This window comes from Pseudomonas sp. ESBL9 (genome assembly GCF_036668715.1).
In the GTDB taxonomy this organism is placed as follows: Bacteria; Pseudomonadota; Gammaproteobacteria; order Pseudomonadales; family Pseudomonadaceae; genus Aquipseudomonas; species Aquipseudomonas lundensis.
Window position 1 is genome coordinate 294066 of the sequence record NZ_JAZEVV010000004.1, and the last position, 13397, is coordinate 307462.

Consider the following 13397-nt stretch of genomic DNA (forward strand, 5'->3'; position numbering starts at 1 on the left):
AGGTCATACGTCTCGTTGTAGTCAATGCAACTGATTCGCATTTTGAGTCAGCTTCGCAACTATAAGATTCGTTCACCACGGAGCGCTATCAATGCCCACACGTTTCAGCAGCCGGTCCTCTTCCAACGGTCGCACCCGCCCAAAACACCCGTGCACCTTGTCGTTGTTGACCGTGGCCGTGCTGATGGCCGGCGCGCACGCCGTTCCGGCCATGGCCGCAACCGATGCGCCACCTGAACGCCGCGCTGTGGGCAATTACAAATTCGCGATATCACAGCAGCCGCTGGTGTCGGCGCTCAACGACTTCACGGCCGTCACCGGCTGGCAAGTCGGTTTACCGGCCGAACTGGGGCAGAACGTGTCTTCACCGGGTGTGCGCGGGTCTCTGTCGCCAGAAAAGGCACTCGACCGCCTGTTGATCGGCACCAACCTGGGCTACCGCAAACTGGGCAGCAATAACATCGTCCTCGAAAAACGTTCCGCCGGCAGCGGCACCCTCGCCCTGCAGCAAGTGACCATCAGCGCCACACGTCAGGAACAAGACGTCATCAGCGTGCCCAGCACCGTGACCGTGCAAGACCGTGAACAACTCGACCGTCAAAACGTCAACACCATCAAAGAACTGGTGCGCTATGAACCGGGCGTGTCCGTGGGCGGCGGCGGTCTGCGCGGCGGCATCAGCGGTTACAACATTCGCGGCATCGACGGTGACCGGATCCTGACTCAAGTCGATGGCGTTGAAATCCCCAACTCGTTCTTCAACGGTCCGTTCGCCAAAACCCAGCGCAACTACGTCGACCCGGAAATCGTCAAGCGCGTAGAAATCCTGCGCGGCCCGGCCTCGGTGCTGTATGGCAGCAACGCCATCGGCGGCGCGGTGAGCTACTTCACCCTCAACCCGGACGACATCATCAAACCGGGCCAGGAGGCAGGCGCACGCCTGAAGACGGGTTACAGTTCGGCCGACCGCAGCTGGCTCAAGTCCGCCACCGTGGCAGGCCGCGCCGACCAGTTCGACGGTTTGTTGCATGTGAGCCGCCGGGACGGCCACGAAACCGAATCCTATGGCAACCACGGCGGCACCGGCCTGACGCGCACTGCGGCCAACCCGCAAGACGTGAACACCACCAACGTATTGGCCAAGGCGGGCTGGAACTACAACGATGACGACCGACTGGCGTTCACCTACGAGAACTACCGGGACGAGCGCGACATCAACCAGAAAAGCGTGGTAGGCGGCCCGTTCAACCTGGGCCAACCGCTGGGCATGTACAAGTCACGTAACGGCAATGACACCGTGACCCGCGAGCGTTTCGGCATTGAAAACACCTTCGCGCTCGACAGCCTGCTGGCCGACCACGGCAAACTGAGCCTCAACTATCAGGTGGCCAAGACCGACCAAAGCACCGAAGAACGCTACTTCCCGTTCAGCCGTGATGTGTATCGCACCCGCGACACCCGCTATAAAGAGCAGCAATGGGTGTTCGATGCCCAGTTCGACAAAGCCTTCGCAGTCGGCCCCACCGACCATTTGCTGACCTATGGCACCACTTTGAAACACGACAAGGTCACCGGCTCGCGTTCCGGCAGCGCGGTGTGCCTTGCGGTAGGTGCTGGCTGTAAAGCAGTCGGCGCCCTGAGCACGGCCAAAGGCGACGTGTTCGCCAAAGTCAGCGACTTCCCGGACCCGACCATCGACACCTACAGCCTGTTTGCGCAAGACGAAATCAGCTGGAATCAATGGACCTTCATGCCCGGCGTACGCTACGACTACACGCGCCTCAAGCCCAAGATCACCCAGGAGTTCCAGAACGCGGTCAACCCCGACGGTAAATACCCCGTCAGCGACGATGAAAAAACCTGGCACCGCCTTTCGCCAAAACTGGGTGTGACCTACGCGTTCAATGACCACTACACCTGGTTCGGCCAGTACTCCGAAGGTTTCCGCACCCCGACCGCCAAGGCGCTGTACGGCCGCTTCGAAAACCTGCAGGAAGGTTACGTCGTCGAACCCAACCCCAACCTTGAGCCGGAAAAGAGCAAAAGCTACGAAACCGGCCTGCGCGGCCACTTCGACGAAGGCTCGTTTGACGTGGCGGTGTTCTACAACAAATACCGCGACTTTATCGATGAAGATAACGTCACCCCCGGCTATGACATGGACAGCTTCCAGAGCCGCAACATCAAGCACGCCACCATCAAGGGGGTCGAGCTTAAAGGCCAACTGCAACTGGACGCCTTCGGGGCTCCGCGTGGCCTGTACACCAAAGGGTCGATTGCTTACGCCTATGGCCGCAACGATGACACCGGCCAGCCACTCAACAGCGTGAACCCGCTGACGGGAGTGTTTGGCCTCGGTTATGACCAGGACAACTATGGCGCTCTGGTGAGCTGGACCCTGGTCAAGAAAAAAGACCGCATCGACGACACCGCCTTCAAAGCGCCAGACATTCAGGGCAAACGATTCGAAACCCCGGGGTTCGGCATTGTGGACGTGAGCGCCTATTACAAAGTGACGCAAGACGTGACCGTCAGCGCAGGCGTGTACAACCTGACCGACAAAAAGTATTGGCTGTGGGATGACGTGCGCAGCTACGACGGCGTGGGTGAAGCATCGGCCGTAAACCCGGCCAACCTCGACCGCCTGACCCAGCCGGGTCGCAACTTCGCGATCAACCTGGTCTGGGACATCTAGCCGGCGTTCTCACTGCGCGGTGTTTTCGCTGCGCAGTGAGGATTTTTTACTGTCACGCGTCTTCTTGTACGTCTAGTTACCAAGCGCATCTCATTCTCAAGGACATCTTCATGACCTCTCAAGACACTGCACAGCGTCCTGCCCTGCGTTCCCAACGCCTGAACCAGATCACCCACGAGCCTCATCAAAAACTCGACGCGCTGGTCAAGGCCCACAAACCCTTTGAGACCCGGGAAAACTTTGCCCGCTTTGTGGTGGCTCAATACCTCTTTCAATCGGAACTGCAAGCGCTGTACACCGACCCTTCGTTGAAAGAAATCGTCCCGGACTTGCCAGAGCGTTGCCGCGCAGAGCAAGCCAAAGCTGACCTCGCAGACCTCGACACTGAAGTCCCGGCTCCTGTCGCAGGCGCGGTCAACGCGCCAAGCAAGGCTCACGCGCTGGGCTGGATCTTTGTGTCGGAAGGTTCCAAGCTGGGCGCCGCCTTCCTGATCAAACGGGCCGTGGCACTGGAGCTGAGCGACACCTTCGGCGCCCGTCACTTGGGCGAGCCAGCCGGCGGCCGCGCTGAAGGCTGGAAACGCTTCGTCAAAACCCTTGATGGCCTGGAGCTGAGTGCTGAAGAAGAGGCCGATCTAGACAAAGGTGCAGTAGCGGCCTTCGAGCGTTTCACCGTATTACTGGAACACGCCTACGCTGCTCAGCCAGAACTGGCTTAAGCTAGACCTGCTCGGTCGGCGCGCGCTGGCCGAGCACTCTTTTTTGCGTCTTGAGCTTATGACCCGCCAAACCCAATCCCCGTCGAAAATAGCCCAAATCCTCTTCGGCCTGCTGGCCTACGTCAGCCTGGGCATCGGCCTGATCGCCATCGTGGTGCCGGGGCTGCCGACCACCGAGTTCATTTTGCTGGCGGCCTGGGCCGCGACCAAAAGCTCGCCGCGACTGAGCGCCTGGCTGGAAAACCACCGCCTGTTCGGCCCGATCCTGAGCAATTGGCGCAACGGCAAAATCATTCAACGCAAAGCCAAAGTCAGCGCCACCATCAGCATGCTGATCTGCGCGGGGTTGATGTTGTACGTGCTTGAGCATCAATGGCCGGTATTTCTGGCCATTGCGGGCATGAGCCTGGGCAATCTGTGGATCTGGTCCCGGCCGGAACGGTTACCACCCGCGCTGTAGCAGGCGGCACCATCGCTTCAACCCGGCGCGCTTACAACGTCAATTCACCCGCATACAGCCCATAAGCCGCCGCCAGGGCCGCCGCCACCACCGCTCCGAAGATCGCCCGTTCTGCGGCGACAAACAGCGGCTCACCCTGTTCACGTTTAGCCTTGGCAAAGAAGAACACCCCCGGCGCATACAGCAACGCCGACAGCAGCAAGTACTTGGGCCCCGCCGCATACAGCAACCACATGGCATAAATCAGGGCGATCAGCCCCACCAACAGGTCTTTGAAACGCGAACGGCTGGCCTGCGAGTAAGTCTCGCCCTTGATGCATAACAACACTGCATAAGCCGCCGACCACAGGTAAGGCACGAGGATCATCGACGACGCCAGGTAGATCAGGCTGGTGTACGTGCCCGCCGACACCAGGGTGATCAGCAGGAATATCTGGATCATGCTGTTGGTCAGCCACAGGGCGTTGACCGGGACATGGTTGGCGTTTTCCTTTTTCAGGAACGCCGGCATGGTGTTGTCTTTGGCCGTGGCAAACAGGATCTCGGCGCATAACAACGCCCACGAGAGCAGCGCCCCCAGCAACGAGATGGCTAACCCGATGCTGATCAAAATGGCGCCCCACTCCCCCACCACATGCTTGAGCACGCCAGCCATGGACGGGTTTTGCAGTTTGGCCAGTTCCGGCTGGGTCATGATGCCCAGCGACAGCACGTTCACCAGCACCAACAGTGCCAGCACCCCCAAAAAACCGATGACCGTGGCTTTGCCCACGTCCGAGCGTTTTTCGGCGCGCCCCGAATAAACACTGGCGCCTTCAATGCCGATAAACACGAACACTGTCACCAGCATCATGTTGCGCACCTGGTCCATCACGCTGCCCAGGCTGGGGGTTTCGGTGCCCCAGAAGTCCAGGGTGAAGATGTCGGCTTTAAACGCGACGCCGGTCAACACGATAAACATTACGATCGGGACGATTTTCGCCACGGTGGTGATCTGGTTGATAAACGCCGCTTCCTTGATGCCGCGCAGCACCAGAAAGTGCACACCCCACAGCAACAGCGAGGCGCAGCCAATGGCGATGGGCGTGTTGCCCTGACCGAAGACCGGTACGAAATACCCCAGCGTACTGAACAGCAACACAAAGTAGCCGACGTTGCCCATCCACGCGCTGATCCAGTAGCCCCAGGCCGAAGAAAAGCCCATGTAATCGCCAAAACCGGCCTTGGCGTAGGCGTAGACCCCGGAATCGAGTTCCGGTTTGCGGTTAGCGAGGGTCTGGAACACAAACGCCAGCGCCAGCATCCCCACCGCGGTAATGCCCCAACCAATCAGGACTGCCCCGCCAGCGGCGTGTTCCGCAATATTTTGCGGCAGCGAAAAAATCCCGCCGCCAATCATGGAACCGACCACCAGGGCGATCAAAGCATTAAGCCGAAGCTTCTGGGTTTGTTGCGACATCGCCACCTCGTTATTGGGTCTGGAACTGTTTTCGATACACGCTTAATAGGCTACAGATGTTCACTGACTAAATATATGCGCCGGTTAAACGTCTATAAGCACCCCGCAATAAGCCCCTTCTTTTTAATCGCAAGATTTTCTATTGAAGCCTGAAAAAACAACCCTGTGTACATGACGTTTTTATTTCATGGCGCGGTTCATGAAATATGAAAGCGACATTTGCAAAACTGAAAATAGTGACTAGCTTCAATCCCCACGACCTTGTTGCCACATGCGTATTAAAAACCTGTAAGTCCTCTGGAGCGGGCCTTTCAGGAAGCGTCAAAATAATACGTGATTGCGACCTTCCCACGCGCCACACAATGGAATGTAGTAATGCCCTGATCTAAGTCAAACGGCTGAAATATCAACGGAATTATCTTAAGGCCTCACTTCTCCTGGATTGGAGTTAACACAAATGTCTGATACTCCCGGAAAACTACGATTGGGTGCGTTGGTTGCTCTGGTAGTCGGCTCAATGATTGGTGGCGGTATTTTTTCGCTACCTCAAAACATGGCAGCAAGTGCCGATGTTGGAGCCGTACTTATTGGTTGGGCAATCACCGCAGTCGGTATGCTGACCCTCGCTTTTGTCTTCCAGACCCTCGCTAACCGCAAACCCGACCTCGACGGCGGCGTCTACGCCTATGCCAAGGCCGGTTTTGGCGATTACATGGGTTTCTCATCCGCCTGGGGTTACTGGATCAGTGCCTGGTTGGGCAACGTCGGCTACTTTGTGTTGCTGTTCAGTACGCTGGGGTATTTCTTCCCGATCTTTGGTGAAGGCAACACCCCCGCCGCGATCATCGGCGCGTCGGTCCTGCTGTGGGCCGTTCACTTCCTCGTTCTGCGCGGTATCAAGGAAGCAGCGTTCATCAACCTGGTGACCACGGTGGCCAAGGTCGTGCCGCTGATCCTGTTCATTCTGATCGCGGTCTTCGCTTTCAAACTGGACATCTTCACCAGTGACATCTGGGGCCTGAAAAACCCTGATCTGGGCAGCGTGATGGACCAGGTGCGCAACATGATGCTGGTCACCGTCTGGGTGTTCATCGGTATCGAAGGCGCGAGCATCTTCTCTTCCCGTGCCGAGAAACGTTCGGACGTGGGTAAAGCCACTGTGATCGGCTTCATCACCGTGCTGCTGTTGCTGGTACTGGTGAACGTGCTGTCGCTGGGCATCATGACTCAGCCCGAACTGGCCAAACTGCAAAACCCTTCGATGGCGGCCGTGCTTGAGCATGTGGTCGGTCACTGGGGCGCGGTGCTGATCAGTGTCGGTTTGATCATCTCGCTGCTGGGTGCCCTGCTGTCGTGGGTCCTGCTGTGCGCCGAAATCATGTTCTCGGCCGCCAAAGACCACACCATGCCGGCCTTCCTGAAAAAGGAAAACGCCAACCATGTACCGGTCAACGCCTTGTGGCTGACCAACGCCATGGTGCAGGTGTTCCTGGTTATCACCCTGTTCTCGGCCAGCACTTACCTGTCGCTGATCTACCTGGCGACCTCGATGATCCTCGTGCCTTACCTCTGGTCGGCGGCTTACGGCCTGCTGCTGGCAGTGCGCGGCGAGACCTACGAGAACGCACTGGCAGAACGCAAGAAAGACCTGATCATCGGCGGCATCGCCCTGATCTACGCCGTGTGGCTGTTGTATGCCGGCGGCCTGAAATACCTGCTGCTATCGGCCCTGCTGTACGCACCTGGCGCGATCTTCTTCGCCAAGGCTAAACGCGAGACAGGCCAGCAAGTGTTTACCAGCATTGAAAAAGTGATTTTTGCTGCCGTCGTCATCGGCGCCCTGGTGGCGGCCTATGGACTCTACGACGGCTTCCTGACCCTGTAAGCCCCTGTTTATGTACTTTGGAGGTTGACTGTAATGACCACGGAAAAAGTGAAATACGGCGTACATTCCGAAGCCGGCAAACTGCGCAAAGTGATGGTTTGCTCCCCTGGCCTGGCTCACCAGCGCCTGACGCCAAACAACTGCGACGAGCTGCTGTTTGATGACGTGTTGTGGGTCAACCAGGCCAAGCGCGACCACTTCGATTTCGTGACCAAGATGCGCGAGCGCGGTATCGATGTACTGGAGATGCACAACCTGCTGACCGACATCGTGGCGATGCCTGAAGCGCTGGACTGGATTCTTGACCACAAAGTGACCCCCAATCAGGTGGGTGTGGGTCTGGTGCACGAAGTCAAAGCCTGGATCAAAAGCCTTGAGCCCCGTAAAGCGGCTGAGTTCCTGATCGGTGGTGTGTCGGCCGACGACCTGCCGGACAGCTTCGGTGGCAAAACCATCGAGATGTTCCGCGACTTCCTCGGCCACACCAGCTTTATCCTGCCACCGCTGCCCAACACCCAGTTCACCCGTGACACCACCTGCTGGATCTACGGTGGCGTGACGCTGAACCCGATGTACTGGCCAGCGCGTCGTCAGGAAACCCTGCTGACCACCGCGATCTACAAGTTCCACCCTGAGTTCACCAACGCCGACTTCCAGATCTGGTACGGCGACCCGACTCTGGACCACGGCAACGCCAGCCTTGAAGGTGGCGACGTGATGCCAATCGGCAAAGGCGTGGTACTGATCGGTATGGGCGAACGTACATCGCGCCAGGCCATTGGCCAACTGGCGCAGAACCTGTTCAAGAACAAAGCCGTGGAACGCGTGATCGTTGCCGGTATGCCTAAATCCCGCGCCGCGATGCACCTGGACACCGTGTTCAGCTTCTGCGACCGCGATCTGGTCACCATCTTCCCTGAAGTCGTGAACCAAATTGTTGCCTTCTCGCTGTACCCGGACGAGAGCAAACAGGGCGGCATTGACGTTCGACGTGAAGAAAGCAGCTTCCTGGATGTGGTCGCCAAAGCGCTGGGCGTTAAAGCCCTGCGTGTGGTTGAGACCGGCGGCAACTCCTTCGCGGCAGAACGCGAGCAGTGGGACGACGGCAACAACGTTGTGGCACTGGAGCCTGGCGTGGTGATCGGTTACGACCGCAACACCTACACCAACACCCTGCTGCGCAAGGCCGGTGTGGAAGTCATCACCATCAGCGCCTCTGAGCTGGGACGCGGCCGTGGCGGCGGTCACTGCATGACCTGCCCAATCATCCGCGACCCGATTGACTATTAATTCATCCCTTTGAATGCTTGCGCCAGCCCCGAACCGGGCGGCGCAAGCCGGTTACCAGAAACCCAGGAGATTCCCATGGCGTTTAACATGAAAAACCGCAGCCTGCTCAGCTTGGTGCACCACACCCAACGCGAACTGCACTACCTGCTGGACCTGTCTCGTGATCTCAAGCGCGCCAAGTACACCGGTACTGAAGAGCCGCACCTCAAAGGCAAAAACATAGCACTGATCTTTGAAAAAACGTCGACCCGTACCCGTTGCGCGTTCGAAGTGGCCGCTCACGACCAAGGCGCCCACGTCACCTACATCGACCCGGTTTCTTCGCAGATCGGCCACAAAGAAAGCATGAAAGACACCGCCCGCGTTCTGGGCCGCATGTTTGATGCCATCGAGTACCGTGGCTTTGCGCAGGAAATCGTTGAAGAATTGGCCAAGTACGCTGGCGTACCGGTGTTCAACGGCCTGACCGCCGAATTCCACCCGACGCAAATGATCGCTGACGTGCTGACCATGCGCGAACACAGCGACAAGCCTCTGCACGACATCAGCTACGCCTACCTGGGCGACGCCCGCAACAACATGGGTAACTCGTTGCTGCTGATCGGCGCCAAACTGGGCATGGACGTGCGCATCGGCGCCCCTAAAGCCCTGTGGCCAGAAGAGTCGTTCGTTAAGCAGTGCCAGGAATTCGCCAAAGAAAGCGGTGCCAGAATCACCCTGACCGAAGACCCTAAAGTGGCCGTCAAAGGCGTGGATTTCATCCACACCGACGTCTGGGTGTCGATGGGCGAGCCGGTTGAAGCCTGGAACGAACGCATCAAACTGCTGCTGCCTTACCAGGTCAACATGGACCTGATCAAAGCCGCCGAAAATATCCGTGTGAAGTTCATGCACTGCCTGCCAGCGTTCCACAACTGTGAAACCAAGGTCGGTAAAGATGTGGCTGAGCACCATCCAAACCTCAAAGACGGCATTGAAGTGACCGAGGAAGTGTTTGAATCCCCCTTCAACATTGCCTTTGAACAAGCCGAAAACCGCATGCACACCATCAAGGCAATCCTGGTTGCAGCCCTGGCTGATATCTAAGGACGTGCATGGCTGCCGGAGCGGGCGCGCCTGCTCCGGCACAACCCGGCTGTTGTGAACTTCCCTTCTATTAAGGAAATACCTATGCGTATCGTCGTTGCACTGGGCGGTAACGCCCTCCTGCGTCGCGGTCAACCCATGACTGCCGAGAATCAACGCGAAAACATCCGCACCGCCACTGCCCAAATCGCCCGCATCGCCACTGGCAATGAGCTGGTCGTCGCCCACGGCAACGGCCCACAAGTGGGCCTGTTGTCCCTGCAAGCTGCCGCCTACACCGCCGTTAGCCCTTACCCGCTGGACGTTCTGGGGGCTGAAACCGAAGGCATGATCGGTTACATGATCGAGCAGGAACTGGGCAATCTGTTGCCGCAGGACGCGCCCTTCGCCACGTTGCTGACTCAGGTAGAAGTGGACCCCAAAGACCCGGCCTTCCAGAACCCGACCAAGCCGATCGGCCCGGTGTACAGCGAAGCCGAAGCCAAAAGCCTGGCCGCTGAAAAAGGCTGGAACATTGCCCCCGATGGCGACAAGTTCCGCCGCGTGGTACCGAGCCCTAAACCAAAACGCATCTTCGAAATCCGTCCGATCAAATGGCTGCTGGAAAAAGGCACCATCGTGATCTGCGCGGGCGGTGGCGGCATTCCGACCATGTATGGCGAAGACGGCAAGCTGCAAGGCATTGAGGCGGTGATCGACAAGGATCTGGCCTCTTCCCTGCTGGCGCAGCAACTGGACAGCGACTTGCTGGTCATTGCCACCGACGTCAATGCCGCCTTCATTGACTGGGGCAAGCCAACCCAGAAGGGCATTTCCCAGGCGCACCCTGACGAGTTGGAAAAACTCGGCTTCGCCTCCGGTTCCATGGGGCCGAAAGTGGAAGCTGCCTGCGAGTTTGCCCGTAAAACAGGCAAAACCGCCGTCATTGGCGCCCTGGCCGATATCGAGGCCATCGTTCAGGGTAAAGCCGGTACTCGCGTCAGCACCGAGAAATCTGGTATTACCTACTTCTGAACCGCGGGGCAGGCTTTCGGGCCTGCCCTTTCACCTTCTGCCCAAGGAGTCACCCTATGGCCTCGTTCGAACCCGGTCACCTGCATATCCATCGCGAACCGCTGCAACCGGGCGATTTCGGGTATGACATCAAGATTGATTACCAGGTCGTTCAGGATCCCAAGGAAGGCAAGTCCATGCAGTTCGACATGCACGGTCAGATCAACGGAAAGGATTTCAAGGATTCATTCACGCTGCCTAAAGACGTGGCCTTCAATTTTGCCCACGATGCCTTTCAGATTGCTGTCAAACATGGCATTCCCAAGACCGCTGACATCCGTTCGATGCACGGTCACTACGACAAGATGTTTTCGGATGTGATGGCCCAGCTTAACCACAAACCCGGTGACCCGATTAACCTCGATCATCTGGACTGATCCTGCCTGTAGCCGCTGCCGCAGGCTGCGCCAGCCGCTACAGGATGCGTCTCTTTGTCCTGTTGCCTCGCCCAAGGCATACTGGCCGTCTCCCGGCCTACAGTGTTCCCCGTTCTCATGCGTATCCATGTCAGCTTTATTGACCGCGTCGGTATTACCCAGGAAGTGCTGGCACTGCTGGGGGCACGCCATCTCAATCTCGACGCCGTGGAGATGATCCCCCCCAACGTGTATATCGATGCCCCGACCTTGAGCCCGCACGTGCTCGATGAGTTGCGTGAAGCGCTGTTCCGGGTTCAGGGCGTGCAGTCGGTAATGGTGGTGGACATCCTCCCGGGGCAGCGTCGGCACCTGCAACTCGATGCCCTGCTGGCCGCCATGACCGATCCGGTGCTGGCACTGGACAGTGAAGGCCATGTGCTGCTGGCCAACCCGGCGCTGGTCTCGCTGTATGGCCGCGAACCTGCCGGCGAAAGCATTGGCGAGTTGTTCACCGATCCCGACTTGCTGAGCGCCTTGCTGGAAAACGGCTTTCGCTTGCCCCTGCGTGAAGTCACGCTCAATGGCCACCCGCTGATGCTCGATGCCACGCCGATTACCGACGCGGGGGCTTTGTTGACCCTGTATCAGCCCAGCCGCATCGGTGAACGTCTGGCCGCGCTGCATCACGACCACGCCGAGGGGTTTGACGCCTTGCTGGGTGAGTCGCCCGCCATACGTACCCTGAAGGCACGAGCCCAACGCGTCGCCGCTCTGGATGCGCCGTTGTTGATTCAGGGCGAAACCGGCACCGGCAAAGAACTGGTCGCCCGCGCGTGTCATGCCATCAGCGATCGCTTCGGCGCACCGTTTTTGGCCCTCAACTGCGCGGCATTGCCGGAAAACCTGGCCGAAAGCGAGCTGTTCGGCTACGCCCCCGGCGCCTTTACCGGCGCACAACGGGGTGGCAAGCCGGGGCTGATGGAATTGGCCAACAACGGTACGGTGTTCCTGGATGAAATCGCTGAGATGTCGCCCTACCTGCAAGCCAAACTGCTGCGGTTTTTGAATGATGGCAGTTTCCGCCGTGTGGGCGGCGAGCGCGAAGTAAAGGTCAATGTCCGCATCCTCAGCGCTACTCATCGCAACCTCGAAAAAATGGTCAACGAAGGCACGTTTCGCGAAGACCTGTTCTATCGGCTGAACGTGCTCAACATCGAAGTGCCTCCTTTGCGTGAGCGTGGCCAGGACATCCTGCTGCTGGCGCGCACGTTTATGCAGCAGGCCTGCACTCAAATACAGCGTCCGGTGTGTCGCCTGGCGCCCGGTACGTACCCGGCCTTGCTGGGTAACCGCTGGCCGGGGAACGTTCGCCAATTACAAAACGTGATCTTCCGCGCCGCGGCCATCTGTGAAAGCAGCGTGGTCGACATTGGCGACCTCGACATTGCCGGAACCTCCGTCGCACGCCAAAGCGACGCAGACGTCGAAACCCTGGAGCACGCCGTTGAAGGCTTCGAAAAAGCCCTGCTGGAAAAGCTCTACGTCAGCTACCCCTCGACCCGCCAACTGGCCAGCCGCCTGCAAACCAGCCACACCGCCATCGCCCACCGCCTGCGCAAATACGGGATCCCCGACAAGACCTGAAGGTTGCCCGCCCCTTCAGCAAACCCGCTTTCTGCTCGACGTCGACATGACGTAGGTGGGGTCGATGCCCACCGCCCTACCGTATTGATTTCGTTCCAGTGTAGCGAATTCGATACAGCCAAAGGCCGACGCAGTGCTGCAAGGCTTTGATCCCCTTCGTTTTTTTAAACCCGGTCGCGGTGTAGCGATTTCGCTACACACTCATCCTTCATATTCCATCCTGAAATCCATAACCACTTGATAAATAAACGTTTATTGATTGTGGCAGCCATCTTGCAGAGCAATCCTCAATGCGCTCGATCTTGCACGAGCATTTAACTGCGACCACCAGACGAGTCTGGCCTTGAGGAGTTTCCATGAGCGAATTGCGTTTTACTGAAGACCACGAATGGCTGCGCGCCGAAGCCGATGGCAGCGTGACCGTGGGCATTACCGCGTTTGCGCAAAACGCTCTGGGTGATGTGGTGTTTGTGCAACTGCCCGAGTTGCAGTTTTACGAAAAAGGCGCAGAAGCGGCCACCGTTGAGTCGGTCAAAGCCGCCAGCGGCGTGTACATGCCGTTGGACGGTGAGGTGCTGGAGGTTAACCCGGCGCTCGACAGCAGCCCCGAAGTGGTCAACGAAGATCCGTTGGGCGAAGGCTGGTTCTTCCGGTTCAAGCCGGCGCACGCCAACGCCGTCAGCCAGTTGCTGGATCAGGACGCCTATGACCGCCTGATCAAAGCCAATGCCCAAGCCTGAGGACAGC

General features: G+C 58.4%; 11 protein-coding genes. 10 read left to right on the plus strand and 1 reads right to left on the minus strand.

What is annotated here, in order from left to right:
- The first annotated feature begins 91 nt into the window (after positions 1-91).
- The 3 genes from V6F78_RS13715 (at position 92) to V6F78_RS13725 (ending at position 3874) form a co-directional block, all read left to right on the plus strand.
- Positions 92-2695, plus strand: coding sequence for a TonB-dependent receptor (locus tag V6F78_RS13715; RefSeq protein ID WP_095008447.1), 2604 nt, complete (start codon positions 92-94; stop codon positions 2693-2695).
- A gap of 110 nt (positions 2696-2805) precedes the next feature.
- On the plus strand, positions 2806-3414 hold the full coding sequence (locus tag V6F78_RS13720; protein ID WP_047281073.1) for a biliverdin-producing heme oxygenase: 609 nt from the start codon (positions 2806-2808) through the stop codon (positions 3412-3414).
- A 58-nt stretch (positions 3415-3472) separates the two neighbouring features.
- Entirely contained in the window at positions 3473-3874 is a 402-nt protein-coding gene (locus V6F78_RS13725; protein ID WP_047277076.1) for a YbaN family protein, read from the plus strand.
- Between the two features lie 31 nt (positions 3875-3905).
- Here the strand turns inward: V6F78_RS13725 and arcD (V6F78_RS13730) are convergent, their stop codons facing one another.
- Positions 3906-5333, minus strand: a complete 1428-nt coding sequence (gene arcD / locus V6F78_RS13730) for an arginine-ornithine antiporter (protein ID WP_047295042.1) — start codon at positions 5331-5333, stop codon at positions 3906-3908.
- A gap of 457 nt (positions 5334-5790) precedes the next feature.
- Here arcD (V6F78_RS13730) and arcD (V6F78_RS13735) point away from each other — a divergent pair, with 457 nt between their 5' ends.
- The 7 genes from arcD (V6F78_RS13735) (at position 5791) to gcvH (ending at position 13390) form a co-directional block, all read left to right on the plus strand.
- Positions 5791-7218 (plus strand): arginine-ornithine antiporter, encoded by a 1428-nt coding sequence (gene arcD, locus V6F78_RS13735; RefSeq protein WP_047295044.1) that lies wholly within the window; start codon positions 5791-5793, stop codon positions 7216-7218.
- A 33-nt stretch (positions 7219-7251) separates the two neighbouring features.
- Positions 7252-8508 (plus strand): arginine deiminase, encoded by a 1257-nt coding sequence (gene arcA, locus V6F78_RS13740; RefSeq protein WP_047295046.1) that lies wholly within the window; start codon positions 7252-7254, stop codon positions 8506-8508.
- Between the two features lie 75 nt (positions 8509-8583).
- Positions 8584-9594: an ornithine carbamoyltransferase gene (locus tag V6F78_RS13745; protein WP_047295048.1), complete on the plus strand. Its 1011-nt coding sequence runs from the start codon at positions 8584-8586 to the stop codon at positions 9592-9594.
- Between the two features lie 84 nt (positions 9595-9678).
- Positions 9679-10608: a carbamate kinase gene (arcC, locus tag V6F78_RS13750; RefSeq protein ID WP_047277085.1), complete on the plus strand. Its 930-nt coding sequence runs from the start codon at positions 9679-9681 to the stop codon at positions 10606-10608.
- 56 nt (positions 10609-10664) lie between these two features.
- Positions 10665-11024, plus strand: coding sequence for a DUF5064 family protein (locus tag V6F78_RS13755; protein WP_047277087.1), 360 nt, complete (start codon positions 10665-10667; stop codon positions 11022-11024).
- Positions 11025-11141: 117 nt separating this feature from the next.
- The gene (locus tag V6F78_RS13760) at positions 11142-12650 is read left to right on the plus strand and encodes a sigma-54-dependent transcriptional regulator (protein WP_047278198.1); all 1509 of its coding nucleotides are present in this window, start codon (positions 11142-11144) and stop codon (positions 12648-12650) included.
- 356 nt (positions 12651-13006) lie between these two features.
- Entirely contained in the window at positions 13007-13390 is a 384-nt protein-coding gene (gcvH, locus tag V6F78_RS13765) for a glycine cleavage system protein GcvH (RefSeq protein WP_047277090.1), read from the plus strand.
- Positions 13391-13397: the final 7 nt, after the last annotated feature.

Coding starts and splice junctions, on each gene's coding strand:
- V6F78_RS13760 (WP_047278198.1), top strand. CDS start 11,142: ATGCGTATCCATGTCAGCTTTATTGACCGCGTCGGTATTACCCAGGAA.
- V6F78_RS13745 (WP_047295048.1), top strand. CDS start 8,584: ATGGCGTTTAACATGAAAAACCGCAGCCTGCTCAGCTTGGTGCACCAC.
- V6F78_RS13725 (WP_047277076.1), top strand. CDS start 3,473: ATGACCCGCCAAACCCAATCCCCGTCGAAAATAGCCCAAATCCTCTTC.
- arcD (WP_047295042.1), bottom strand. CDS start 5,333: ATGTCGCAACAAACCCAGAAGCTTCGGCTTAATGCTTTGATCGCCCTG.
- gcvH (WP_047277090.1), top strand. CDS start 13,007: ATGAGCGAATTGCGTTTTACTGAAGACCACGAATGGCTGCGCGCCGAA.
- arcA (WP_047295046.1), top strand. CDS start 7,252: ATGACCACGGAAAAAGTGAAATACGGCGTACATTCCGAAGCCGGCAAA.
- V6F78_RS13755 (WP_047277087.1), top strand. CDS start 10,665: ATGGCCTCGTTCGAACCCGGTCACCTGCATATCCATCGCGAACCGCTG.
- arcD (WP_047295044.1), top strand. CDS start 5,791: ATGTCTGATACTCCCGGAAAACTACGATTGGGTGCGTTGGTTGCTCTG.
- arcC (WP_047277085.1), top strand. CDS start 9,679: ATGCGTATCGTCGTTGCACTGGGCGGTAACGCCCTCCTGCGTCGCGGT.
- V6F78_RS13720 (WP_047281073.1), top strand. CDS start 2,806: ATGACCTCTCAAGACACTGCACAGCGTCCTGCCCTGCGTTCCCAACGC.
- V6F78_RS13715 (WP_095008447.1), top strand. CDS start 92: ATGCCCACACGTTTCAGCAGCCGGTCCTCTTCCAACGGTCGCACCCGC.